This is a genomic window from Flavobacterium sp. LS1R10 (assembly GCF_003968825.1).
Taxonomy (GTDB): domain Bacteria; phylum Bacteroidota; class Bacteroidia; order Flavobacteriales; family Flavobacteriaceae; genus Flavobacterium.
Window position 1 is genome coordinate 175063 of record NZ_RYDH01000007.1, and the last position, 25077, is coordinate 200139.

General features: G+C 35.6%; 24 protein-coding genes. 19 read left to right on the forward strand and 5 right to left on the reverse strand.

The window, feature by feature from the left end:
- Window positions 1-29: 29 nt before the first annotated feature.
- On the reverse strand, window positions 30-1916 hold the full coding sequence (dnaK, locus tag EKL96_RS12710; protein ID WP_126452530.1) for a molecular chaperone DnaK: 1887 nt from the start codon (window positions 1914-1916) through the stop codon (window positions 30-32).
- 381 nt (window positions 1917-2297) lie between these two features.
- On the opposite strand from dnaK, the gene EKL96_RS12715 reads away from it, so the two are divergent.
- The 4 genes from EKL96_RS12715 (at window position 2298) to EKL96_RS12730 (ending at window position 4813) form a co-directional block, all read left to right on the forward strand.
- Entirely contained in the window at window positions 2298-2474 is a 177-nt protein-coding gene (locus EKL96_RS12715; protein WP_126452532.1) for a histone H1, read from the forward strand.
- A gap of 239 nt (window positions 2475-2713) precedes the next feature.
- Window positions 2714-3151 carry an acyl-CoA thioesterase gene (locus EKL96_RS12720; RefSeq protein WP_126463004.1) on the forward strand — a complete coding sequence of 146 codons (438 nt, stop codon included), beginning with the start codon at window positions 2714-2716 and terminating at the stop codon, window positions 3149-3151.
- A 181-nt stretch (window positions 3152-3332) separates the two neighbouring features.
- The gene (locus EKL96_RS12725) at window positions 3333-3911 is read left to right on the forward strand and encodes a cytochrome b/b6 domain-containing protein (RefSeq protein ID WP_126463006.1); all 579 of its coding nucleotides are present in this window, start codon (window positions 3333-3335) and stop codon (window positions 3909-3911) included.
- Window positions 3912-4132: 221 nt separating this feature from the next.
- Window positions 4133-4813: a haloacid dehalogenase type II gene (locus EKL96_RS12730; protein WP_126463008.1), complete on the forward strand. Its 681-nt coding sequence runs from the start codon at window positions 4133-4135 to the stop codon at window positions 4811-4813.
- A gap of 127 nt (window positions 4814-4940) precedes the next feature.
- Here EKL96_RS12730 and EKL96_RS12735 read toward each other — a convergent pair whose 3' ends face one another.
- The 3 genes from EKL96_RS12735 to EKL96_RS12745 form a co-directional block, all read right to left on the reverse strand.
- Window positions 4941-5426 carry a hypothetical protein gene (locus EKL96_RS12735; protein ID WP_126463010.1) on the reverse strand — a complete coding sequence of 162 codons (486 nt, stop codon included), beginning with the start codon at window positions 5424-5426 and terminating at the stop codon, window positions 4941-4943.
- A 245-nt stretch (window positions 5427-5671) separates the two neighbouring features.
- The gene (locus tag EKL96_RS12740; RefSeq protein WP_126463012.1) at window positions 5672-7252 is read right to left on the reverse strand and encodes an NADP-dependent glyceraldehyde-3-phosphate dehydrogenase; all 1581 of its coding nucleotides are present in this window, start codon (window positions 7250-7252) and stop codon (window positions 5672-5674) included.
- Window positions 7253-7485: 233 nt separating this feature from the next.
- Window positions 7486-7797, reverse strand: coding sequence for a rhodanese-like domain-containing protein (locus EKL96_RS12745; RefSeq protein ID WP_126463014.1), 312 nt, complete (start codon window positions 7795-7797; stop codon window positions 7486-7488).
- Between the two features lie 271 nt (window positions 7798-8068).
- Here EKL96_RS12745 and EKL96_RS12750 point away from each other — a divergent pair, with 271 nt between their 5' ends.
- The 15 genes from EKL96_RS12750 (at window position 8069) to trpA (ending at window position 21626) form a co-directional block, all read left to right on the forward strand.
- The gene (locus EKL96_RS12750; protein ID WP_126463016.1) at window positions 8069-8695 is read left to right on the forward strand and encodes a Crp/Fnr family transcriptional regulator; all 627 of its coding nucleotides are present in this window, start codon (window positions 8069-8071) and stop codon (window positions 8693-8695) included.
- 68 nt (window positions 8696-8763) lie between these two features.
- On the forward strand, window positions 8764-9552 hold the full coding sequence (locus EKL96_RS12755) for a sulfite exporter TauE/SafE family protein (protein ID WP_126463018.1): 789 nt from the start codon (window positions 8764-8766) through the stop codon (window positions 9550-9552).
- A gap of 80 nt (window positions 9553-9632) precedes the next feature.
- Window positions 9633-11048, forward strand: a complete 1416-nt coding sequence (locus tag EKL96_RS12760; protein ID WP_126463020.1) for an MBL fold metallo-hydrolase — start codon at window positions 9633-9635, stop codon at window positions 11046-11048.
- A gap of 59 nt (window positions 11049-11107) precedes the next feature.
- Window positions 11108-11944: a methyltransferase domain-containing protein gene (locus EKL96_RS12765; RefSeq protein WP_126463022.1), complete on the forward strand. Its 837-nt coding sequence runs from the start codon at window positions 11108-11110 to the stop codon at window positions 11942-11944.
- Window positions 11945-12157: 213 nt separating this feature from the next.
- Window positions 12158-12613, forward strand: coding sequence for a MarR family winged helix-turn-helix transcriptional regulator (locus EKL96_RS12770; protein ID WP_126463024.1), 456 nt, complete (start codon window positions 12158-12160; stop codon window positions 12611-12613).
- A gap of 14 nt (window positions 12614-12627) precedes the next feature.
- Window positions 12628-13260 carry an NAD(P)H-dependent oxidoreductase gene (locus tag EKL96_RS12775; protein ID WP_126463026.1) on the forward strand — a complete coding sequence of 211 codons (633 nt, stop codon included), beginning with the start codon at window positions 12628-12630 and terminating at the stop codon, window positions 13258-13260.
- 35 nt (window positions 13261-13295) lie between these two features.
- Window positions 13296-13865: a YceI family protein gene (locus EKL96_RS12780; RefSeq protein ID WP_126463028.1), complete on the forward strand. Its 570-nt coding sequence runs from the start codon at window positions 13296-13298 to the stop codon at window positions 13863-13865.
- 360 nt (window positions 13866-14225) lie between these two features.
- Complete coding sequence (locus EKL96_RS12785) at window positions 14226-15626, forward strand: anthranilate synthase component I family protein (protein ID WP_126463030.1); 1401 nt, start codon at window positions 14226-14228, stop codon at window positions 15624-15626.
- A 154-nt stretch (window positions 15627-15780) separates the two neighbouring features.
- Window positions 15781-16347: an anthranilate synthase component II gene (locus EKL96_RS12790; RefSeq protein ID WP_126463032.1), complete on the forward strand. Its 567-nt coding sequence runs from the start codon at window positions 15781-15783 to the stop codon at window positions 16345-16347.
- A gap of 73 nt (window positions 16348-16420) precedes the next feature.
- Window positions 16421-17413 carry an anthranilate phosphoribosyltransferase gene (trpD, locus tag EKL96_RS12795; RefSeq protein WP_126463034.1) on the forward strand — a complete coding sequence of 331 codons (993 nt, stop codon included), beginning with the start codon at window positions 16421-16423 and terminating at the stop codon, window positions 17411-17413.
- Window positions 17414-17500: 87 nt separating this feature from the next.
- Entirely contained in the window at window positions 17501-18280 is a 780-nt protein-coding gene (gene trpC, locus EKL96_RS12800) for an indole-3-glycerol phosphate synthase TrpC (RefSeq protein ID WP_126463036.1), read from the forward strand.
- Window positions 18281-18337: 57 nt separating this feature from the next.
- A complete protein-coding gene (locus tag EKL96_RS12805) occupies window positions 18338-19039 on the forward strand; it encodes a phosphoribosylanthranilate isomerase (RefSeq protein WP_410503643.1) in 702 nt (233 codons plus the stop codon).
- A gap of 4 nt (window positions 19040-19043) precedes the next feature.
- Complete coding sequence (gene trpB / locus EKL96_RS12810; RefSeq protein WP_126463038.1) at window positions 19044-20225, forward strand: tryptophan synthase subunit beta; 1182 nt, start codon at window positions 19044-19046, stop codon at window positions 20223-20225.
- Between the two features lie 258 nt (window positions 20226-20483).
- Window positions 20484-20804, forward strand: a complete 321-nt coding sequence (locus EKL96_RS12815) for a gamma-glutamylcyclotransferase family protein (RefSeq protein ID WP_126463040.1) — start codon at window positions 20484-20486, stop codon at window positions 20802-20804.
- Window positions 20805-20864: 60 nt separating this feature from the next.
- Window positions 20865-21626 carry a tryptophan synthase subunit alpha gene (gene trpA / locus EKL96_RS12820; protein ID WP_126463042.1) on the forward strand — a complete coding sequence of 254 codons (762 nt, stop codon included), beginning with the start codon at window positions 20865-20867 and terminating at the stop codon, window positions 21624-21626.
- Window positions 21627-22190: 564 nt separating this feature from the next.
- Here trpA and EKL96_RS12825 read toward each other — a convergent pair.
- Window positions 22191-24908 (reverse strand): TonB-dependent receptor, encoded by a 2718-nt coding sequence (locus EKL96_RS12825; protein WP_126463044.1) that lies wholly within the window; start codon window positions 24906-24908, stop codon window positions 22191-22193.
- Window positions 24909-25077: the final 169 nt, after the last annotated feature.

Sequence of the window (25077 nt, forward strand, 5' to 3'; positions counted from 1 at the left end):
GCAATAAATCGCGTCTCTACGAGAAATAATTATTTTACTTCTTCAAATTCAACGTCTTCAACATTGTCACCTTGAGCTGCTTCACCTTCTGGTTTAGATGCTGCTTGACCTTGTTCTCCTTCAGCATACATTGCTTCAGTTGCTTTTTTCCATGCCGCATTGATGTTGTCAAGAGCCGTTTGAATTGCAGGAATATCTTGAGATTGGTGCGCCATTCTCAATTCAGTCAATGCGTATTCTACAGCTACTTTATTATCATCAGATAATTTAGCACCAAGTTCTTTCAATTGCGTTTCAGTTTGAAAAATCATTCCATCTGCTTCGTTCAATTTTTCAGCTCTTGATCTAGCGATTTTGTCAGATTCTGCGTTAGCTTCAGCATCTTGTTTCATTCTTTCGATTTCTTCAGATGTTAATCCAGAAGAAGCTTCGATACGAATATCGTGAGATTTTCCTGTTCCTTTGTCCGTTGCAGAAACTTTGATGATACCATTAGCATCAATATCAAAAGTCACTTCAATTTGTGGAACCCCTCTCGGCGCTGGTGGAATACCGTCTAAGTTAAAACGACCAATCGTTTTGTTATCAGCAGCCATAGCTCTTGCTCCTTGAAGAACGTGTAGTTCAACTGTTGGTTGAGAATCTGCTGCTGTAGAGAAAACTTGAGATTTTTTAGTTGGGATAGTTGTATTAGACTCAATAAGAGTTGTCATAACACCACCCATAGTTTCGATACCTAAAGACAAAGGTGTAACGTCAAGTAACAATACATCTTTTACATCTCCAGAAAGAACTCCACCTTGAATAGCTGCTCCAATGGCAACAACTTCATCAGGGTTAACTCCTTTAGACGCTTTTTTACCAAAGAATTTTTCAACCTCTTCAGCAATTCTTGGCATACGAGTAGAACCTCCTACAAGAATCACTTCGTCAATATCAGAAACAGATAAACCTGCATCTTTTAGCGCTTTAGCCACTGGTGCCATAGAACGTTTTACTAATGAATCAGTCAATTGCTCAAATTTAGCTCTTGTCAATTTTTTCACTAAGTGTTTTGGTCCTGAAGCTGTAGCGGTTACGTAAGGCAAGTTGATTTCAGTTTCAGCAGAAGAAGACAATTCAATTTTTGCTTTCTCCGCAGCTTCTTTCAAACGTTGTAATGACATTGGGTCAAGACGTAAGTCAATCCCTTCTTCCGTTAAGAAATCAGCAGCTAACCAGTCAATAATTTCGTGGTCAAAATCGTCTCCACCTAAGTGAGTATCTCCATTTGTAGACAATACTTCAAAAACTCCGTCTCCTAATTCAAGAACCGAAATATCAAAAGTACCACCACCTAAATCGTAAACAGCAATTTTTTGATCTTTACCTTTTTTATCCAAACCGTAAGCAAGAGCTGCAGCTGTAGGTTCGTTGATGATACGCATTACTTTAAGACCTGCAATTTCACCCGCTTCTTTCGTAGCTTGACGTTGTGCATCATTAAAGTAAGCAGGAACAGTAATAACTGCTTCAGTAACAGTTTGACCTAAATAGTCTTCTGCTGTTTTTTTCATTTTTTGAAGTGTCATTGCTGACAATTCTTGTGCAGAGTATAAACGGCCATCAATATCCACTCGTGGTGTATTGTTGTCTCCTTTTACTACTTTGTACGAAACTCTTTTTGCTTCAGCTGTAATTTCGCCGAAAGAATGTCCCATGAAACGTTTGATAGAAGCAATAGTCTTAGTTGGATTAGTTACCGCTTGTCTTTTAGCAGGATCTCCTACTTTAATCTCTCCACCTTCAACAAAAGCGATGATAGATGGTGTTGTTCTTTTTCCTTCTGCATTAGGAATAACAACAGCTTCATTACCTTCCATTACAGAAACACAAGAGTTGGTCGTACCTAAATCAATTCCGATTATTTTACCCATTTTAAATATATTTAATTTTATTGTATACTAGTTTTAATGACTCGAAGTCGATAAGTCAATCTTTGTGCCAATACAAAAGGGACTAATGAATTGTCAGTTTATGTTAAAATTGGCGTAAAAAAATCTGACAATATGACATCACAGAGAAGGTGTCATTATAACCGAAGGTGTCATTCTTGATCTCAGGAATACTGAGATCTCACTTCTTATTTATTGAATAATTAAAAAAAGCGGACGTAATTTTATTCAGTATTTATAAAAAAGGATATTTCTGACACATACAATAAAATAATGGTTTTCTAATGTTAATTTAAAACTCAAAACATCCCAATCTAAAAATCAAAATTCTATTTTAGCGCCTTAATTTAATACAGTACTATTATGAAAGATTTAGTTGCAAAAATCAACGCTGAATTCGAAACATTCAAAACAGAATCTGAGTCACTAACTGAGAAAGGTGTCAAAGCTGCCGGACCAAGAGCTCGTAAATCAACTTTGGAACTAGAAAAACTATTAAAAGAGTTTAGAAAAGTTTCTGTAGAAGAATCAAAAAAATAAATTACGCAGCAAGCATCAGCCCTTTGGATTTTCTGAAGGGCTTTTTTATTTAATAGAATTCTTTATAAATTAGGCTTCGCTATTCAATATTTTTAGTAGTGCTAAAAATATACTCCAACAAATGGATCTAATTTATAATTTCATTAGCTTCCTACTTGCTTTTTGTCGTACTTTTGAGTTTCAAAAAAACACAGTACTTCCTTGGTATCAAATCTTGGAAACATCTATAAAAAAAAACAATGACTTCATTTAGTAAAGAATTATCTTTTCGCTGGTCAGATCTTGACCCTAATTTTCATGTACGGCACAGTGCCTATTATGACTTTGGCGCACAACATCGTATCGAAATTCTGGAAAGTCTTGGTTTGACCATTAAGGTGATGCAGTTGCAAGGCTTTGGCCCTATTCTTTTTAGGGAAGAATGTGTTTTTAGAAAAGAAATAAAGCTTTCTGACAAAATTTTTTTGCGCACCAAAACTTCAAAAGTAAATGCGGATGCTTCCCGTTGGTCCATTGTGCATGAGTTTATAAATGAGGACAACAAATTATGTGCAACTATAACAGTTGATGGCGCTTGGATGGATCTCAAACTTCGCAAACTAGCCTCTCCTACTCCAGAAATTGCGATTGAAGCCTTGAGTATTTTTCCTAAAAGTGATCATTTTACAGCACTTTAAAGAAAGAACGATTTATTGGCTGGTAAAAATAGGATAGTATCGTTGCTGTTTTTCTAAAACCATTCTTCATCGCCTTTCACTATATCCGTGTACTCTGAATTAATTTAAACTAAATTCTTTCTGAAATTGTATCGCAATTAAAACTGACTCCTAAACCATAACAACCCAATTCTGATAAATCATGAAATCCAGAAATTACTCCACCATTTACCGAATCATGCACTGGTCAACAGCCATTTGCATGACGCTAATGCTTATAACTATATTTCTTAGAATGACCTGGATGAACAAAAATAATGTCGCACTGATCATGCAAGACTATCTTTCAACCACAGATCAATCCCTATCCCAGGATCAGCTTATTTTGCTTGCTAAAAAAATAAGAAAACCCATGTGGGATTGGCACATATATATTGGTTATGCGTTAGTAGGGCTGTACAGCATCCGATTGGCGCTTCCCTTTTTTGGACAGATGAAATTCTCCAATCCCTTTACCAAAGGATTAGCATTTAAAGAAAAAATTCACTATTGGACGTATTTAGTTTTTTATGCTTGCGTGGCAATTTCACTAATCACCGGTTTAATCATTGTTTTGGGTCCAGAAAACAGAAAGGAATCAATGGAAGATATACATGTCCTATCCATTTATTATTTATTGACCTTCATCGTAATTCACTTGGCGAGTATTTTCTTTTCTGAATTCACGAACCAACAAGGATTGATTTCTAGAATCATAAGTGGTTCAAAAAAGAAGAACTAAAACAAAAGATCTCTCAAAGAAATACTTAAAAATAGTATTTTAAAATCAATTTGTTACTTCCTTTTGTCTAATTTTAAAACATGCCATTACACAATGATTGTTACTTACTATTGATCAGATAAAACCCGACAAAAAAATATAATTTCGATTAAAAAGTGATCCATTTGGCTTCTTTTATTATCGAACAAAATGAAAGCCCATATAAAACTAAATTAAAAATTATGACAGCACCAAAAGTAGTATTCTTTGATGTAAATGAAACCTTATTGGATTTAGGAGCCATAAAAAAAAGTATTGGTCAAGCCTTAGGAAATCGAGAAGATTTAACTGCCCTTTGGTTTACTACCATGTTGCACTATTCTTTAGTAACAACAGTTGGTGGTCAGTATACAGATTTTGGTACTATTGGAGCTGCTGCTTTAAGAATGGTAGCTGCGAATCAAGGTATTCTTTTAACAGAAGCGGAAGCTAAAGTAGCCGTAAGCAGTATAACCTCTTTACCACCTCATCCCGAAGTAAAAGAAGCGTTAGCAGCATTAAGAAATGCTGGTTATACATTAGTTGCCTTAACAAATTCATCAACCAAAGGCGTTGAAACTCAATTTAAAAATGCGGGCTTAACGGCATTTTTTGATCAAATTTTAAGTGTTGAAGAAGTAGGCAAATACAAACCAGATACTGCTGTGTATAATTGGGCAGCGCAAAAAATGGGAGTTAAACCCAACGAATGTTTGATGGTTGCAGCTCATGGTTGGGATATTGCAGGTGCAATTTGGGCAGGTTGGAGAGGAGCCTTTACGGCACGTCCCGGACAACAATTGTATCCTTTGGCACCATTACCTGAAATAAACGAAACAGATCTTCTAAAAATTGCCGAAAAACTTATATCCTTACAAAAATAACATAACATAACATAACATAAGTATCTCTTTACCACTTTGATTAAGAGATACTTATATTATTTAAATCTTGTTTGCAGGAATTGCCCTTTTGATATTTTAAGAAATACTTTTTAGGCTGTTGAATTAATTATTTTTCACCAACACAATCAACACTTATAAATTTATATTTCACATTATCAAAATCTATAGGTACTCCTTTCACAAAATAAGAAGCTCCTAAATAAGTTTCGATTTTTCCATTACCTAAAATGAGTTCGTTCCCTTTCTTTAACATTGCCAATGGATTTTTATACGTTATTTTATCATAAGTTCCTTGAATAAACGAGTAGTCAGCAAATAATGTATCGCCTCGGAATTCGCCGTTGATTTTTCCAGTTTTTTTGGGCATGTTAAAAATCTTCATCACCATGTTTCCTGTAATTTTTCCGTTTTGCAAAGTGCTGATTTCTAAATCAATGGTATCTTTTTCAAACAAAGCTTTATAACACTGAACGTTTATTGGCTTTTCAGCTTGGGTTCGGGCAGCATCTGTAGCGTTAAGATTTTGATTTTTTTTACAACTTTCGAACCCAAAGCAAGCTAACAGTAAACAAAAAAGGATTAGATTTTTCATGTAAGTAAATATTTAGTTAATAATTACACCTCGACAAGAGTATAAAGATAAAGTTTCTTTTTAAACTTTTTAGATAATTTCACCTAAATAAGGATTTGTCCATCGGGTATTAATTCTATAGACTCTACTATTTTATGGCGCTATTAGCACGCGATGTTTTGAAATATGTCGTTTAAAATTCTAAAATATATTTCAAAGAGGAATGTTAAGTCCAAAAAAAAACGGCTTTTTTTGATTATAAAAGATTATAAAATATAATCGGTATTAATAAAATTAGATTCTTTACTGCTCAATAATTCCTGTAAAATAGCATTGTTATAGGCATTGTCTTTAGATGCTACAAAGGTTCTAATTGAGAACGAGCGCAGCGCATCATGAATACTCAATGTTCCTACTGCTGAATCTTTTCGTCCTGTAAACGGGAGAACATCCGGACCTCTTTGGCAAGAACTATTCAGGTTTACTCTGCACACTAAATTCACCAAAGCATCAATAAGTGGTGCAATAGTTTTAATGTCTTTTCCAAACAAACTTACTTGTTGCCCATAATTCGATTCGGCCATATCATTCAAAGGTTCCTGAATGTCTTTGAAAGAAATAATAGGCACCACAGGACCAAATTGCTCTTCGTGATACACACGCATTTCTTTATTTACTGGAAATAAAACCGCTGGAAAGATGTAATTAGAATAATGTTGTCCTCCCTTTTCATTAATTATAGCAGCTCCTTTACTAGTAGCATCATCAATCAATTCCTGAATATAAGCTGGTTTTTCTTTTTCTGGTAAAGGCGTCAGAAACACAGAGGCATCCCACGGATTTCCAAAAACTAAGGCATCCACTTTGGCAGCAAAACGCGTATTGAACTCCTCAACAATAGACTCATGCACATACAATACTTTCAAAGCCGTACAACGCTGTCCATTGAACGATAAAGAACCGGCAATACACTCTTGGATGGCCAAGTCTAAATCAGCATCCGGAAGAACTATCGCAGGGTTTTTCGCCTCTAAACCTAGGATCAAACGCAATCTGTTTTTATTAGGATGCTGGTCTTGTAATGCAATCGCTGAGGTACTGTTTCCTATCAAAGCCAAAATAGCTACTTTACCGGATTTCATTATTGGCGAAGCCACTTCACGTCCGCGACCGTATACAATATTGATGGCTCCTTTTGGGAAACTGCTTCTAAAAGCTTCTAATAAAGGGGAGATCAACAGCACACCATGTTTTGCCGGTTTAAAAATTACCGGGTTCCCCATGATCAATGCCGGAATGAGTAACGAAAAAGTCTCATTCAACGGATAATTATAAGGCCCAAGGCATAAAACAACTCCAAGCGGTCCTCTACGAACCATAGCGTTTACTCCCTGAACTTTAGAAAAATGAGCACTACGGCTGTTCAATTCTTTTAAACTGTCAATAGTATCATATATATATTCTACAGTTCTGTCAAATTCTTTTTCAGAATCACTCAATGATTTTCCTATTTCCCACATCAATAGTTTAACTACTTCTTTACGGGTCGTTTTCATTTGAGTAACAAAGTTTTCCATACACTTTATCCGATCCGCCACTTTCATCGTAGGCCATAATCCTTGACCGTTATTATACGCTGCATTGGCTGCATTTACCGCTTCTAGAGCTTCCGTTTCCCCCATAGACGGGATAGAGCCTAAAATAGTTGGACCATATTCATCCGTAGACGAAATTGTTGAAAAAACAGGAGTTGTCTGACCGTTCCATTTTTTTAATTCTCCATCAATTAAGTACGTATCTTGATTTAATAAAGTGCTAATTTGAAATTCTTCTGGTATTACATTCATAAAAATAGATATTATATTTATAATTTGGCTCTGCCACGAAATCGGTATGCATTGCACTCTATACTGATTTGCAAAATAAAGACTTAATAATACCAGCATTAAAACATTACGTTAATTAAGCTTAATGGCAAAAAAGGGATTCCCTAAATAGTGTGATTTCTAATTAAACCCACACAAAAAGTAGTAAAACCTGTAATTTAAATACTAAAAAGAGGTGTTACCCTCTTTGCGTTTTATGGAGCTACTACTTCTCCATCCCATTCTATAATTCCGCCTATTAAGTTGTAGGCGTTTTCAAAACCAAGCTGATTCATTATTTCGCATGCTTTTGCACTTCGCATTCCGGATCGACAATACACATAATACTTTTTGTTTTTGTCCAAAGCTTCTATTTCAGTTACAAAATCCTGGCCGCTGTGAATGTCAATATTGATGGCATTGGCAATATAGCCTTCGCTAAATTCATCTTCGGTTCTCACGTCTAGAATTACTGCATTTTCATCCGCTTCAAATTGAGAAATCCAATCTTCTTGTGTTAAATTCATAATGATGTTTTTTGTAAAAATACAACGTTTTTACCAAACAATAAACGTAACAATTGTTAATTAGATATTTTTATTGAAAAATCGTTTTCGCAAAACATTAAACATCAATAAACTAAAACCAAGGCTTGAATTCTTATTAAAAATAGTCTATTAAATCCATAGACAACAAGCCATAAATCAAAGGTTTGTACACTGTTATAGTCTGAAAAACGGTCTGTTTTTTGAGTTATTTACACTACTTTTACAAGGCAGAATATAGAAAAAAATAAAAATGCTTGATTCCATAAAAAAAATATTTCCTTCCTTTTCTACTGAACTAGTCAAAGATGTGGATGCAAATGCTGCGATCCAATCCTTCAAAACTGGTGATGTCATCATGCGCACCGGACAGTACATAAAAAATACTGTATTGGTAATCCGTGGAAAAATTAAGGTCTATCGCGAAGATGAAAATGGAGGAGAGTTTTTCATGTATTATTTGCAACCCGGTCAGGCTTGTGCCATTTCCATGATATGTGCCACCAAAAATGAAAAAAGCCAAATCATGGCTAAAGTCGTTGAAGATGTCGAACTAATCCTCTTGCCCTTACTCTTGATGGACAAGTGGATGATGCAACACCGCAGCTGGTATGAATTTGTAATTGATACCTACAGAAGTCGTTTTGAGGAGATTCTCGAAGTCATTGACAGCATTGCTTTCCGGGCGATGGATGAGCGATTGGAATTTTATCTAAAACGCCATGCCGATGTGTGTGGTTGTAAAGAATTGAAACTCTCCCATCAAGAAATCGCATCAGAGCTCAATACCTCAAGAGAAGTAATTTCGCGTTTGTTAAAAAAAATGGAGCAACGCGGCATTGTGGCCTTACACCGCAATAACATTGAACTGTTAAAATAAAATTTACGCCCTGAAGCGGTGCTTTTGTGCAACTATTTTTAAAATCAGAGCTTCAAAAAAATGTTACGATGGAATATTTAGGCTATTTTGCTTCTATTATTATTGGTCTTTCTTTGGGTTTAATTGGCGGTGGCGGATCCATACTTGCCGTTCCCATACTGGTATATCTCTTTAATATCAATCCGGAACTAGCCACCAGTTATTCGTTATTTATAGTCGGAATAACAGCTATGATTGGGAGCTACAGCCAGTACAAACTTGGTAATTTAAAAATAAAACCAGCACTTGCCTTTGCGATTCCTTCTCTCCTCTCTTTACTTTTTGTACGAGAAATTGTGTTACCAAAAATTCCGTCCGTTATTTTTACACTACACCATTTTGAAGTGTCAAAAAATCTTTTGATTCTCATTGTGTTTGCGTGTCTTATGATAGCCACATCCGTATCGATGATCAAAAAGGCAATACCAAAAAAAACTCTTCAAAAAGACAATTTCAGCAAGATAGCCCTCATTGGACTATTAGTAGGTTTTCTCACTGGTTTTCTAGGTGCCGGTGGTGGTTTTTTGATCATTCCAGCATTGCTTTTCTTTGCAAATTTACCTATGAAACAAGCTATTGGCACCTCTTTATTGATTATCTTTATTACTTCGTTAATTGGTTTTGGCGGCGATGTGTTAAACGGTATCAGCATCAATTTCAGACTGCTTTTTACCATTTCGGCAATTGCCATCCTGGGACTGTTCATTGGCACCTATTTATCTAAAAAAATCGATGGCGCAAAACTAAAACCGGCTTTTGGTTGGTTTGTGTTAGCTATGGGAATGTATATTATTATCAAAGAATTTCTCCTGAATTAAAAAAACAGAATGTAGCAATTGTTACCGTTTATCCTAAAAAACAGAAGTACATTTATACCATAAATTAAAAAAACGCAATCATGCAAATCGAACAAATATATACCGGATGTTTAGCACAAGGCGCCTATTATATCACATCAAATGGAGAAGCAGCCATTATTGACCCGTTACGGGAAACCCAGCCCTATCTGGATCGATTAGAACGAGATGGTGTGCAATTAAAATACATTTTTGAAACTCATTTTCACGCTGATTTTGTTTCCGGTCACATAGATTTAAGCCGTCAAACTGGTGCTCCTATTGTTTATGGCCCAAATGCAACATGTGAATTTGAATGCATTTCTGCAAATGACGGACAGGAATTCAGCATTGGAAACATCAAAATAAAAGTACTACACACGCCGGGACATACCATGGAAAGCACCACTTTTTTATTGATAAACGAAAACGGAAAAAACCATGCCATTTTCTCCGGTGACACCTTGTTCATTGGTGATGTGGGAAGACCGGATTTAGCCCAAAAAGCGGCACACATGACCCAGGAACAGCTGGCCACAACTTTATTTCATTCTTTACGAACAAAGATTATGACCTTGGCAGACGACGTCATCGTATATCCTGCTCACGGTGCAGGAAGTGCCTGTGGAAAAAACATGAGCAAGGAAACCGTTTCGACCATTGGCGACCAAAAAGCGACCAATTATGCGTTGCGTGCGAATATGACGGAAGCTGAATTTGTTCATGAAGTCACCGAAGGTTTATTGCCTCCGCCAGCTTATTTTGGTATGAATGTGGCAATGAACAAAAAAGGATATGAAAGTTTTGAAAACGTTTTGAATCTGGGAATGCGTGCGCTTTCCCCTTCTGAATTTGAAGTAGCCGCTGAAGAAACCGGAGCTTTATTATTGGACACTCGGAAAAATGGGGAATTTGCCAAAGGATTTATTCCGCAATCCATAAACATTGGTATCGATGGTGATTTTGCTCCTTGGGTAGGCACTTTAATTGCCAATGTGCAACAACCCATCCTGATTGTTTGTGAACCGGGACAAGAGGAAGAAACCGTTACGCGCTTGAGCCGTGTGGGTTTTGACAACTTAATGGGGCATCTGGCTGGTGGTTTTGATACCTGGGCAAAAGCAGGAAAAGAAATGGATACCGTACATAGAATTACTGCAGAACAATTTGCCAAGGAAGTAAAAATTGGCCAAAGCAAAGTAATCGACATTCGGAAAGAAAGTGAATACTCCGCAGAGCATGTTGAGGAGTCCTACAGCAAGCCATTAGCAGCTATTAATGAATGGATCAAAGACATAAATCCTAAAGCCCATTTTTACCTGCATTGTGCCGGTGGATACCGCAGTATGATTGCGGCTTCAATACTGGAAGCGCGGGGTTTTAGAAATTTTACTGAAATTGAAGGCGGTTTTAATGCTATTGCAAAAACGACTGCTCCTAAAACAGATTTCGTTTGCCAAAGCAAAATTTTGAAATAAAAATAATTTCAATAACAATGGCTGTTCCAAAGTAATGGCTGTTTCAAAAAAACAAAATTATGGAGCATCTAAAATGTTGTGTCATTTCTAACAACGAACCGCTGGACCAAGCCTATTGGGAAACACAATACAAAAACAAAACAACCGGTTGGGATTTAGGCCAAGTATCTCCGCCCTTACAAAGGTATATCAATACTATAATTACTAAAAACAGTCGTGTTTTGATTCCCGGTTGTGGCAACAGCTACGAAGCGGAATATCTTCTGGAGCATGGATTTACAAATGTTACCGTTATTGATATTGCTCCAACACCTGTTAGAGCTTTAAAAGAAAAATTTAAAAACAACCCTTCTATTAAGATTGTTTTAGGCGATTTCTTTGCATATCAGGGAAACTATGATTTGATTATTGAGCAAACTTTTTTCTGCGCTTTGCCTCCTACAATGCGCCAGAAATACGTTTGGAAAATGCATCAACTCTTGGCTGAAGAAGGAATTCTGGCGGGATTATTATTCAATAGAACGTTTGAATCCGGACCTCCTTTTGGCGGAAACAAAGAAGAATATGAGCTGATTTTCAAAGGTGCTTTTGACTTTTTGAAAATAGATGTGTCTAAAGATTCAATTGCACCAAGAGCAAATTCAGAGTTGTTTATCGAATTAAAAAAAAACAGTCAGGTTGTTGTGAATTTATATGAGCTGGAAGGCATTACAGATAGCGACTGTATGGAAAAACTTATAGAAAAACTACTGGCAATTAACGGTGTTTTAAATGTAAGCATCAGCAGTAATTTTGCCGATGTACTACTTGTGAGTAAAAAGGAAATTACAACCGAAACATTACAGGAAGTGACTGCTTATGACGAAAAGTACGCTATCAAAAAAATAAAGAACTAAATTCAGATTCTTTTTTTAGAGACAAAAAATGAAAACATTATTTACAAATTGGCATATTATGCGCTGGGTGCGGCTAGTGTTTGCCTTATTTTTATTTGCACAAACCAGTATCCTGTATAGCACTTAAAAAATAATTAACAAAAAAAATAAACATTTGTATATACAACTATAAAAAGTGTTACATTTGTACCAACAAATTACATATATACAAATATGAAAATTGAAGAAATTTTAAAAACAACTATACCAATGGATAATTCAAAAAAAATTATCCTTAATGTGTTGTACACACAAAATGTAATTACAGAAAACTTTAATGAATTATTAAAACCTCACGAAATATCAGGAGAACAATACAATGTACTTCGAATATTAAGAGGGCAAAAAGGAAATCCTGCAAATATGTGGGCTATTCAGGAGCGAATGTTAGCCAAGACCAGCAACACCACCCGATTAGTTGACAAACTACTATTGAAAGAGTTTGTCACTCGAAAAGTGTGTCCTGAAAACAGACGTAAAATAGAAGTTCTGATTACACAAAAAGGATTAGATGTTCTAGCAGTATTAGATCCTAAAGTTATAGCGCACGAACGGTTTTTCTCAAAAAATTTGAGTGCAGAGGAAATCATTCAATTAAATCAATTATTAGAAAAATACAGAAACCAATAAATAGTATATACAATATGAACACCTTTTTAGATCACCAAAATTGGAGATACGCCACCAAAAAATTTGACGCCACCAAGAAAATATCCAATGAAGATTTAAACATTCTAAAAGAAGCAATCCGTTTAAGTTCTTCTTCCTACGGATTGCAACCTTACAAAGTCATAATTGTTGAAAATCCTGAATTAAGAGCTAAAATTAGACCATCGGCCTGGGGACAATCACAAATTGTAGAGGCATCACACTTAATTATCTTTGCTAATGAAATTAACTTTGGCACAACTGGAATCGATAATTATTTTAAAAACACCAGTGAAACCAGACAAATTCCTTTAGAAAGTATGAAGGGATATCAAGAGCTGGTAATCAAAAACATTACGTCTCTTTCCGAAGAAATGCGAAATATCTGGACGGCAAAACAAACGTATTTAGCTTTAGGAAATTTATTGAACGCCGCTGCTGAACTTAAAATTGATGCTACTCCTATGGAAGGTTTTGTTCCCGCCGAGGTTAATGAAATATTAGGTCTGGACAAATTAGGATTAAATGCCACTTTAATAGCAACTATTGGCTACAGACACGTGGAAGATGCAACACAACACAACAAAAAAGTTAGAAAATCAAACGAAGAATTATTTATCACATTATAATTATTAATCAAATTCAAATTTAAACACTCAAACACATGAAAAAATTCAAATCAATCGCATTAGCATTAGTAGTAGTTTTATCTGCGGTATCTGTAACAGCCCAAACTAAAAAAGTTGATGTTGCAAAAAGCACCATCAACTGGACAGGAAAAAAAGTAACGGGACAACATGAAGGAACAATCAACCTGAAAGATGGCGCATTAGTTTTTAAAGGAAAAAAATTAGTTGGCGGTACCTTCAACGTAGACATGACCTCACTTTTGGCAACAGATTTAAAAGCAGGTCAAGGCAAAGAAAAATTAGAAGGCCACTTGAAATCAGAAGATTTTTTTGGAACTGAAAAATTTGCAACAGCAACTCTAGTATTCAAAAAACTAGTAACTAAAGCGCCTAATGTGTATACAGTAACTGGGGATTTAACAATTAAAGGAATTACGAAACCAGTTACTTTTGATTTAACCACAACCGCAAATACAGCTTCAAGTACTGTAATAATTGATAGAACAAAATATGATATCAAATACGGTTCCGGAAGTTTCTTTGACAACCTTGGAGACAAAGCAATCTCAGACGAATTTACTTTAGCTGTTGCTTTGAAATTCTAAATTTCAGTACATTTTGTTTTCAAACCCCAACAAGCAATTGTTGGGGTTTTATTTTTAATAATTCTAGTCTGCATATTTATTTAACAAAAAAACTTTACCTTTCAACTTATTTAACGCCTAATGTTTTTGAAAAATCAAATTTCATTTCTATCTTTGTATCATTAAAAAAAATATGAAAACAATTTTAAACAATACTTGGTGGTGGAACAATTTACGTCAGTCGTCGTGAACTAAGCTCCTATAGTATTATTAAAACTATAAATATAAAAGGCTTGTCATCACGACAGGCCTTTTTTTGTTTCAAATTATAAATTAGAACGCACAGGATACATCCTGTTGCTATCAAATAATAAAAACATAATGAAAACTTTGATATTAAATACCAAATACAAACAAATCCTGGCAGATACGATAACTCCTGTCAGCGTATATCTCAAAATTCGTGATAAATTCCCAAATAGTTTACTACTGGAAAGCAGCGACTATCATGGTAATGACAACAGTTTCTCCTATATTTGTTGTAATCCGATTGCTTCCATAAAAATAGAAAATGAAATCATCTACAAAACATTTCCTGATGGGAGTTTTGAGAAAATTGAAATTGATGCCAACACCAATATCCCGCAAGTAATTCAAGAATTTTCAGGTCAATTCAAATCCGAGAAAAACGATTTTAAATTCATCAATAATGGACTTTTTGGATATATTTCGTACGATGCTGTTCGTTACTTTGAAAAAGTGTCTATTGCCAAAAAAGAAAATAGCAATACCATTCCTGATGTGTATTATGCCGTGTACCAAAACATAATTGCTATTAATCATTTCAAGAATGAGGCCTATATTTTTTGTCATAGTTTAGATGGTAAAAACAACATTTCAGAAATTGAACAATTATTACAATCCCGAAATATTGCTTCTTATAAATTTTCGAAACAAGGAGAAGGATTTTCAAATTTAACCGACGAAGAATTCAAACATAATGTGGCTTTAGCCAAAAAACATTGCTTTAGAGGTGATGTGTTCCAATTGGTTTTGTCCAGACGATTTACACAAGGGTTCAAGGGCGATGAATTCAATGTATATAGAGCATTGAGAAGCATTAATCCTTCGCCTTATTTATTCTTTTTTGATTACGGTGATTTCAAAATATTTGGTTCTTCGCCAGAAGCCCAAATTATTGTTAAAGACCGTAAAGCTGAAATTCATCCTATTGCAGGAACTTTTAAAAGAACGGGAGATGATGAAAAAGATGCCATTCTTGCCAAAGAGCTATCCATTGATAAAAAAGAAAATAGTGAACATGTGATGTTGGTGGATTTAGCCCGAAATGATTTGAGCCGCAACGGTCATAATGTGAATGTAGAGAAATACAGGGAGGTGCAGTTTTTCTCACATGTCATTCACTTAGTTTCAAAAGTAACCGGACATTTACATGAAAAAGCTTCTACAATGCAGGTTGTAGCCGATACTTTTCCAGCTGGAACATTGAGTGGCGCTCCCAAACACAGAGCCATGCAACTGATTGAGGAGTATGAAAAAACAAATCGTAATTTTTATGGTGGTGCTATAGGTTTTATGGATTTTGAAGGTAATTTTAATCATGCGATTATGATTCGGACTTTCCTTAGTAAAAACCATCAATTGCATTCTCAAGCCGGCGCCGGAATTGTAGCCAGTTCAGATGAAGAAAGCGAAATGCAGGAAGTATATAATAAATTGAGGGCCTTAAATGCCGCTTTGGATTTAGCAGAAACAATATAAATCCCCTCCCCAACCCTCCCCGAAGGGAAGGGAAGGAAAGGGAGCCAAATGTAAAAAAATTAGCAACTTATGAAGTTGTAAATAAAAATAACAATTAAAAAACCTATTTACCCCAATAGGTACTCCCCTCCTTCGGAGGGGTTGGGGGAGGAAAATGAAAAAAATACTAGTTATAGATAATTACGATAGTTTCACTTACAATTTAGTGCATTATCTGGAAGATTTAGATTGCGAAGTAACCGTTTATAGAAACGATGAATTTGATATTGATGAAATTGCCGTTTTCGATAAAATTCTTCTTTCGCCGGGACCCGGAATTCCGGATGAAGCGGGGTTACTCAAAGCAGTGATTCAAAAATATGGCCCTACAAAAAGTATTTTTGGGGTATGTTTAGGCCAACAAGCAATAGGTGAAGTCTACGGTGGGTCACTTTCTAATTTAGAAAAAGTCTACCACGGTGTGGCCACTAATGTAAAAACTGTTGTTGATGATGAGCTTTTATTTGAAGGGTTAGGAAAGGAATTTGAAGTAGGGCGGTACCATTCCTGGGTAGTTAATGCCAATTTACCGGATGTTCTAGAGGCAACTTCCTTTGATGAAAACGGGCAGGTAATGTCATTGCGCCACAAAACATACGATGTCCGTGGTGTACAATTTCATCCCGAAAGTGTGTTGACTCCAAATGGGAAAAAGATATTGGAGAATTGGGTTAAAAATTAGTCATAAAGTCAAATATCACAAAGTCGAAAGACTTTAAGACTTTAAGACTTTCAACTTTAAGACATATATAAAAATGAAAAATATATTAAACCGATTAATCAACCACGAAATGCTTTCGAAAGAAGAAGCAAAAAACGTATTAGTTAATATCTCCTACGGAAGTTACAACACCAGTCAGATAGCTGCTTTCCTTACCGTGTATATGATGCGAAGCATCAGCATTGAAGAGTTAGCCGGTTTTCGTGAAGCATTATTAGAACTGTGCATTCGTGTGGATTTATCCGCCTACAATACCATTGATTTATGTGGCACTGGTGGTGACGGGAAAGACACATTCAATATTTCAACTCTGGCTTCTTTTGTAGTTGCCGGAGCCGGAATAAGAGTAGCTAAACATGGTAATTACGGAGTATCCTCTATTTCTGGCTCGAGTAATGTTATGGAAAAACTAGGAATCAAATTCAGCAACGATGCTGATTTTCTGGAAAAATGCATCGATAAAGCAGGGATTTGTATATTACATGCGCCCTTATTTCACCCCGCTATGAAAAATGTGGGACCTATTCGAAAAGAATTAGGGGTAAAAACTTTTTTCAATATGTTAGGACCAATGGTAAATCCATCGTTCCCAAAAAATCAATTGGTTGGTGTTTTCAATTTAGAAATGGCCAGAATGTATGCGTATTTATATCAAAATACTGATGTGAACTTTACCATCCTGCATTCGCTTGACGGCTATGATGAAGTGTCCTTGACGGGACCTACAAAAACGATTACCAGCTCCATGGAAGGCATGATAAATCCGGAAGATTTTGGTGTTCGCCTTTTGCTGCAAAGCGAAATCGAAGGAGGGAAAACTATAGAGCAATCTGCTCAAATGTTTACTGACATCATTTCCGGAAAAGGAACTGAAGCACAAAATAATGTGATTTGTGCCAATGCGGCCATGGCAATTGCGACTGTTACAAAATGTTCTCCTTTAGAAGGATTTCAAATAGCGAAAGAAAGTTTATTATCCGGTAAAGGACTTGTAGCTTTGAAGAAATTGAAAGATTTAAGTAAATAAAAATAGTTTGAAGTTCAAGGTTTAAAGTTGTTTGCATTTCGAACAACTTTAAACCTTGAACAAAGAAAACTTTAAACAAAAAAATAAATGAATATTTTAGATAAAATCATAGTTGACAAAAAAAGAGAAGTCATTCTCAAGAAATCTATCATACCTGTTTCACAATTGGAAGCTTCCGTTTTCTTTGAAAAAAAAACTATTTCTTTGAGTGATAATTTACGAAACAGTACATCCGGAATTATTGCGGAGCACAAACGCCGTTCGCCTTCCAAAGCAGCAATAAATTATAGTTTTACTGTTGAAGAAGTAACCAAAGGATATGAAAATGCAGGTGCTTGCGGGATTTCAGTATTGACAGATGGAAAATATTTTGGTGGTTCTTTAGACGATTTACTTTTGGCAAGAGCCACAGTAAATATACCATTATTGAGAAAAGAATTCATTGTTGATGACTATCAAATATTGGAAGCCAAAGCATACGGAGCCGATTTAATTCTACTTATCGCAGCAATTTTAACCAGAGAAGAAATCAAATCCTTGTCTGAATTTGCCAAAAGTTTAGGACTAGAAGTTTTACTGGAGGTACACAATCAAGAGGAACTGGAAAAATCGATTATGCCTACCTTAGATATGATTGGTGTAAACAATCGCAATCTAAAAACATTCGAAGTGAGTTTGGATTTCAGCAAGCAATTAGCAGCGCAAATCCCAAATGATTTTGTAAAAATTTCCGAAAGTGGGATTTCATCAGTTGAAGCGATTAAGGAATTAAAACCATTCGGATATAAAGGATTCCTGATTGGAGAAAACTTTATGAAAACTGATAATGCAGGTAAAGCTGCAACCGAATTTATCAGCCAACTATAAAACAACCCTGTTAAGGTTCAAAACTCTAAAAGGATTGAATTAAAAAAAAAACTGGAAATGAAAAAACAAACAGACCATCAAGACGCTTCGGCTCCCTCCTCTTCGAGGTGGGCTGGGGTGGGGATAAAAATTTGCGGCATGAAATATCCCGATAATATAATCGAAATAGGGTCGCTTCTACCCGATTATATGGGATTTATATTCTGGGAGAAATCGGCTCGATATTTTGATGGTGTGATTCCAAATTTACCAAAATCAATTAAAAAAGTAGGCGTTTTTGTCAATGAAAGGACCGAAGTTATTTTGGCGAAAACCAATAAACACGATTTGCAGGCCATTCAATTGCACGGTCACGAATCCGTTGCCTTTTGCCAGGAATTAAAAAATAAAATTGATCGTAAAATTGATATTATAAAAGTATTCTCTGTTGATGATTCTTTTGATTTTGAGGAACTAAAACCGTTTGAAACCGTTTGTGATTATTTTCTTTTTGATACCAAAGGAAAATTACCCGGAGGCAACGGAACCACATTCAATTGGAAAGTATTAGAAAAGTATCCCTCAAGCAAACCGTTTTTCTTGAGTGGTGGAATCGGAATTGATGAAATGGGCGCTATAAATGAAATTTCGAAAACCAATTTACCGCTTTACGCCATTGATGTAAACAGTAAATTTGAGATAGAACCCGGTTTAAAAAACATACAATTGTGTAAAGACGCACTGCAGTACGTCTCTACAGATAATAAAATAAAAAAATAAAACTATGTCATACAACGTTAACGAAAAAGGCTATTACGGAGAATTTGGAGGTGCCTTCATTCCTGAAATGTTATATCCAAATGTGGAAGAATTACGTCAAAATTATTTAAAAATTACAGCTGAGCCTGAATTTCAGGCTGAATTTGATGCCTTGCTTAAAGAGTATGTTGGTCGCCCTACGCCTCTTTATTTTGCAAAACGGTTATCAGAACAATACAACACTAAAATCTACCTAAAAAGAGAAGATTTATGTCATACTGGCGCACATAAAGTGAACAACACCATTGGACAAATTTTATTAGCCAAACGTTTGGGTAAAAAACGTATCATTGCCGAAACCGGTGCCGGGCAACATGGCGTAGCAACAGCAACTGTTTGTGCGTTAATGGGACTGGAATGCATCGTGTATATGGGTGAAATTGACATCAAACGTCAAGCGCCAAATGTAGCTCGTATGAAAATGTTGGGTGCCGAAGTGCGTCCGGCGCTTTCAGGATCAAAAACCTTAAAAGATGCCACAAACGAAGCCATTCGCGACTGGATTAACAATCCTGTAGACACCTATTATATCATTGGATCCGTCGTAGGACCACACCCTTATCCGGATATGGTGGCGCGTTTCCAAAGTGTTATTTCTAAGGAAATTAAAGAACAATTATTGGAAAAAGAAGGTCGTGAAAACCCTGACTATGTGATTGCCTGTGTAGGTGGTGGTAGCAATGCTGCCGGAGCCTATTATCATTTTCTGGATAATGAAGACGTGACTATTATTGCGGTCGAAGCAGCAGGATTAGGAGTCGATTCAGGCGAAAGTGCTGCTACATCGGCATTAGGGAAAGTAGGCGTTATTCACGGTAGTAAAACCCTGTTGATGCAAACTCCTGATGGTCAAATCACCGAGCCATATTCCATCTCGGCAGGATTGGATTATCCAGGCGTAGGTCCTATGCACGCTAATTTATTCGCTACTGGCAGAGCACAATTCATCTCCATAACGGATGATCAAGCCATGCAATGGGGGTTAAAATTATCGCAAATGGAAGGACTGATCCCCGCTATCGAAAGTGCGCATGCCTTTGCCGTTCTCGACCAAATGAAATTCAAAGCAGATGATATTGTTGTCATCAATCTTTCCGGTCGTGGCGATAAGGATTTGAATACTTATATTGATTATTTTAAATTATAGTTGATTTGACCCTCATTTTTTTAGGGTTTATCCCGAAATTATTTCGGGGCGTTCCCTCGCTTCCACTAACGTTACTGCGAGGTCAGGATTTTCGTTGCACTCTTTTTTATCTCGTTAAAAAACGAGACGAAAAAGGATTTTCACTGCAAACGAAGTTCACTGAACTCCAATAAAAAATAAGAGTTTAGTGAAGTAATCCTTAACGCAAACCAAACAACATAAAAATGACGTTCAATTCATATTTTAAAAATAGAAACTATGGAAAAATTATTCGCTTACAGCAGCTTACAAAATGTGGACATACAAAAAGATCTTTTTGGGCGTATTCTTGAGGGAACTCCTCAAACACTAATTGGTTACATCATAAAAGAAATCCAAATTGAAGAAGAATTTGGATTAGTGCACTACCCCATTATTACCGAAACCCAAAAACCGGAAGACACCATCAACGGAATGGTGTATTCCGTTTCTTCACAAGAACTTCGCCAAACGGATTTGTACGAAGGATTGCATTACAAACGTGTTGAAGTGCATTTGCAATCCGACCAAAAAGCTTGGGCGTACAGCGCCGCTATCTAAACATTCCAATTAAAACTCCAAGGTAAAAAAGATCCTAAAATAGAATAAAAAAATACGACAATGAACCGAATAAATCAAAAACTACAAGACACTAAGAAGATCCTTTCCATCTATTTCTCGGCAGGATATCCCAACCTTAACGATACCGTACAAATCATCCAGGATTTAGAAAAAAGCGGGGTGGATATGATTGAAATAGGATTGCCGTTCAGTGATCCATTGGCTGATGGACCAACGATTCAAGCGAGTTCCACACAAGCATTGCACAACGGAATGACGACACAAGTTTTGTTTGACCAATTAAAAGACATTCGTAAAACAGTATCTATTCCTTTAGTGATTATGGGATATTTCAACCCAATGTTACAATACGGAATCGAGAATTTCTGCCAGAAATGTGCGGAGATTGGCATTGACGGGTTAATCATTCCCGATCTTCCCGTTGACGTATATGCAGATGAATATAAATTAACTTTCGAGAAATACGGATTGAAAAATATATTCTTAATTACACCACAAACTTCTGACGAGCGCATCAACTTTATTAACAGTGTATCTGATGCATTTATTTACATGGTAAGTTCCGCGAGCGTTACAGGATCACAATCCGGTTTTGGAAGCGTTCAAGAAGACTATTTCAAACGCATTGCCAAGATGAATCTGAAAAACCCTCAAGTAATAGGTTTTGGCATCAATAACAAGGAAACCTTTAATCAAGCCACTCAGTTTGCCAAAGGAGCAATTATAGGAAGCGCTTTCATTCAGCATTTAACTGAAAATGGTACCGGTAAAATCGAGGAATATATAAACGCAATTCGATAACTAATCTCTTTTATATAAAATCAAACGGCGTTTACAGTTCCTTTAAACGCCGTTTTTTTTAGGATCATTTAGTTAAGTACATGACAAAAAGTAAAACAGATTGTTTTCTAAAAACTTAAATCCTGTTAAAATAAATTTTGACAAGTAATCAAATCCATATTTAAAAACGTTTACTGCTCTTCTTCCATGTTTTTTTATTATTATTTGGATGTTTTCATCTAAATAGTCACCAATTTTATAACACCATACAAAAGCAATGATTGTCAAAGAAAATAGTTTCTCTAATCTTTCTAAATCGGATACATGAGTAGCCTTTTTTGTTTATATTTTAAAAAGGAGAAACCTGTGGAACTACCTCTTTTTAAGGAGCAGACAAAAAAATATTTTTCACTTGATGAAAGGCCCAAAAATTGATTTTTTTGAGCTATAGTGCAACTACATAAACGCGAATTAAATACCTAAAAATCAATTTAATAAAACAAAAATAATCCTTTGTTCTATTAATTATTAGTACCAAAAAGGGCTGTCGATTGACAGCCCTTTATAATTAATTAAATACTTAAATTAGAATTTATAGTTTAATGATAAATTAAACATTGTTCCTAATTGGCTAAAGTGATATCCATCATACGTCATTTGAGAGTAACGTTGGTTGAAAGTAATCAAGTTAGACTGTTCTTTGATGCCTACTGCATTATTTATTAAAGCCGTTCCAGCTGCATTCTCCGCTTTGAATTGCCATTCTGGTAGAACGTTTAATAAATTATTTACATTTAGAGATACCGTTAATTTCTCTGTTGCAGAAAACGTAACGCCTAAGTCAGTAACTACTTTAGTTAAAAATTCGATTCTTAAATCATCGCTCATACCTGCGTTTTTGAATTTTGTAGGTCCAAAAACAGTATTGTTTAATGAGAATCCAAATTTACCAATCTCATAATCTCCACCAAAAATATACTTAAATTTTGGTCTTGATGTAAAAAGTAATGCTTCCTGAGTAGCGTCAATAACGGTTTGATTTGCTAAAGGACCGGATAAGTTTTTAATGCTTTGAGGATCTTTTACAGCTCCGTCTCTTTCATTTTCGAAGGTGTAATTTCCAGAGAAATTAAGTGCTAATTTTCCTGATCCTAATAGAATGTTTCTATAGCTGGCAACAACATCCACTCCAGAAGTTTTAGTATCCATACCGTTTACAAAGAAGCTTTGTCTGTTAGTTGGCTTGTTATTTGTGTCAACTTCAAATGCAATTTCATTGCTTAATAAGACTCTATCTTTTACTTTAATATTATAATAGTCTAGTGTAAAGGTAAAATCTTTAGACGGTTTTAATCCAAAACCTAAAGTTAAGTTGTTCGATTTTTCAGCATCTAATTTAGGTATTCCATTTTGTCTAGCTGCAGATGAAACATTGTTTATCAAACCTGTAACTACAATGGCTCCACCAGCTTCGAAAGAGGATTGTGATTTTTGAGTGTAAATTTGGTGTAATGATGGCGCTCTAAAACCAGTTGAAAGCGAACCTCTTAAAGTGATTTTGTCATCTAGAAATTTATATCTAGAGCTAACTTTCCAAACGGTTGCTGCTCCAAAATCACTGTAATCTTCGTAACGTACTGTCCCATTAACCAAGAAATCTTCTGTAACATCATACGCAACATCAAAATAACCACCTAAATTGTACCGATTGAATTTTCCTGAATTTTCAGGATTATTTCCTTGAAATGAATCTGCACCAACGCCAAAATAAGATGCTTCATCACCTGCAATTATTTCAAAATTCTCTGTTCTAAATTCAGATCCAAAACCGATACTGATTTTATCAGATACTACTTTAGAGATGTCTAAATTACCAACGATATGGTTGAACGATGTTCCTCCTGGTCTGAAAGAGATTGGGCTTGAACCACCGTAAACAAAATCTCCATTAGAATACACAGATCTATTGTGAGAATTACTAACCGTATAGCTTTGTTTGTTACCGCCTGTTGTAATACTAGCATCTGTATTCCATTCATTCTTAGTAGATTTATACCCTATTGTAGCATTGTAGTCATTTAAATCCCCGGTAAAAGTAGGAACATACCCCACATAAGAACTTGGGTTTGTTCCGTCTCCAAATAAGTCTAATAAATAAGGATATTCATCTAATGTTCTCCAATACGGTGTTCTGTAATTAGCAAATGAGTTTACTTTCTTATACACATAAGCGGCATTATAATATAACTGCGTATTTTCAGTATAATTAATACCACCATTTACTAAGAATTTTGCTGCAGCAGTTTCTGGAGAACCATTCACATTACCAGCATCCGGATATTTTGCAAGAAAAGCTTGGACATCAGCTAAAGGTGCTCCAAAACCTGTATTTCCATTAGCTTCAGCAGCTGCATCAACTTTACCGGGTCTGTTCGCTAAGTTCACTTTAGAAAAATCTACTGTATAATTAACGAAACCTTTGTCGCCTACTGTTGATCCATTATTTAAACTTATACCTAGCATTTCTCCATCGCCTTCTGAGGTAACACCACTTCTAAGAGTTACAGATCCGTAATTAGTATTCTTTTTCAATATAATATTCATAACTCCTGCAATCGCATCTGATCCGTATTGTGCTGATGCTCCATCACGAAGTATTTCTACTCTTTCGATCGCATCTGTAGGAATTGCAGAAATGTCTGCTCCCGTCTCACCACGTCCCGGAGACGTTTGCGTATACAGCAAAGAACTCATGTTTTTACGTTTCCCGTTGATAAGGATCAAGGTTCTGCTGGGTCCCATGTTTCTGATTTCATACGGATCCAGTAATGAAGTTGCATCATTTACCGGAGTCTGAACCGTGTTGAACGATGGGATCTTGTATTGTAAAGCTTTGTCAAAAGAAGCCTGTCCAGTTGAGGCTAAATCCTTTGCAGAAATGACATCAATGGGCAGCGCTGATGTGGTATTACTTCTTGGCGCCGTTCTGGTCCCAGTAACTACAACTTCATCTAAATTTTGTCCACCTTCTTCTGATAAGACAACATTCAGCACAGCACTTGTAACTGCTTTTTCTAATTTAGCAAAACCTACATAGCTAAAAACTAAAGTAGCCCCGTCTTTAACTTTTATCTTGTATGCTCCATTCATATCAGTAGAAACCCCATTTTGAGTTCCCTTTTCAACAATGTTTACACCAGGCAAAGCATTGCCGGTGTTCTCTTTTACAACACCCGAGACTTCTTTTTGTGCAAAAAGAAACGAGATGTTTAATAGAAATAATAATAATGCAAATTTTCTCATAATAAGTTTTGTTTGATTTTTGGTTTGGTTTTAAATCGATCGCAATATAATTTTTTTTAACAAAATATTAGTAAATTTTTCGTTTTTTTATAAAAAATATTTCAGATACGTTTAATCTGAAATTTTACTTATTTAAACATTTTTAAAATCTTATCTTTGCATACTTTTA

Coding starts and splice junctions, on each gene's coding strand:
- dnaK (WP_126452530.1), bottom strand. CDS start 1,916: ATGGGTAAAATAATCGGAATTGATTTAGGTACGACCAACTCTTGTGTT.
- EKL96_RS12715 (WP_126452532.1), top strand. CDS start 2,298: ATGAAAGATTTAGTTGCAAAAATCAACGCTGAATTCGAAACATTCAAA.
- EKL96_RS12720 (WP_126463004.1), top strand. CDS start 2,714: ATGACTTCATTTAGTAAAGAATTATCTTTTCGCTGGTCAGATCTTGAC.
- EKL96_RS12725 (WP_126463006.1), top strand. CDS start 3,333: ATGAAATCCAGAAATTACTCCACCATTTACCGAATCATGCACTGGTCA.
- EKL96_RS12730 (WP_126463008.1), top strand. CDS start 4,133: ATGACAGCACCAAAAGTAGTATTCTTTGATGTAAATGAAACCTTATTG.
- EKL96_RS12735 (WP_126463010.1), bottom strand. CDS start 5,426: ATGAAAAATCTAATCCTTTTTTGTTTACTGTTAGCTTGCTTTGGGTTC.
- EKL96_RS12740 (WP_126463012.1), bottom strand. CDS start 7,252: ATGAATGTAATACCAGAAGAATTTCAAATTAGCACTTTATTAAATCAA.
- EKL96_RS12745 (WP_126463014.1), bottom strand. CDS start 7,797: ATGAATTTAACACAAGAAGATTGGATTTCTCAATTTGAAGCGGATGAA.
- EKL96_RS12750 (WP_126463016.1), top strand. CDS start 8,069: ATGCTTGATTCCATAAAAAAAATATTTCCTTCCTTTTCTACTGAACTA.
- EKL96_RS12755 (WP_126463018.1), top strand. CDS start 8,764: ATGGAATATTTAGGCTATTTTGCTTCTATTATTATTGGTCTTTCTTTG.
- EKL96_RS12760 (WP_126463020.1), top strand. CDS start 9,633: ATGCAAATCGAACAAATATATACCGGATGTTTAGCACAAGGCGCCTAT.
- EKL96_RS12765 (WP_126463022.1), top strand. CDS start 11,108: ATGGAGCATCTAAAATGTTGTGTCATTTCTAACAACGAACCGCTGGAC.
- EKL96_RS12770 (WP_126463024.1), top strand. CDS start 12,158: ATGAAAATTGAAGAAATTTTAAAAACAACTATACCAATGGATAATTCA.
- EKL96_RS12775 (WP_126463026.1), top strand. CDS start 12,628: ATGAACACCTTTTTAGATCACCAAAATTGGAGATACGCCACCAAAAAA.
- EKL96_RS12780 (WP_126463028.1), top strand. CDS start 13,296: ATGAAAAAATTCAAATCAATCGCATTAGCATTAGTAGTAGTTTTATCT.
- EKL96_RS12785 (WP_126463030.1), top strand. CDS start 14,226: ATGAAAACTTTGATATTAAATACCAAATACAAACAAATCCTGGCAGAT.
- EKL96_RS12790 (WP_126463032.1), top strand. CDS start 15,781: ATGAAAAAAATACTAGTTATAGATAATTACGATAGTTTCACTTACAAT.
- trpD (WP_126463034.1), top strand. CDS start 16,421: ATGAAAAATATATTAAACCGATTAATCAACCACGAAATGCTTTCGAAA.
- trpC (WP_126463036.1), top strand. CDS start 17,501: ATGAATATTTTAGATAAAATCATAGTTGACAAAAAAAGAGAAGTCATT.
- EKL96_RS12805 (WP_410503643.1), top strand. CDS start 18,338: ATGAAAAAACAAACAGACCATCAAGACGCTTCGGCTCCCTCCTCTTCG.
- trpB (WP_126463038.1), top strand. CDS start 19,044: ATGTCATACAACGTTAACGAAAAAGGCTATTACGGAGAATTTGGAGGT.
- EKL96_RS12815 (WP_126463040.1), top strand. CDS start 20,484: ATGGAAAAATTATTCGCTTACAGCAGCTTACAAAATGTGGACATACAA.
- trpA (WP_126463042.1), top strand. CDS start 20,865: ATGAACCGAATAAATCAAAAACTACAAGACACTAAGAAGATCCTTTCC.
- EKL96_RS12825 (WP_126463044.1), bottom strand. CDS start 24,908: ATGAGAAAATTTGCATTATTATTATTTCTATTAAACATCTCGTTTCTT.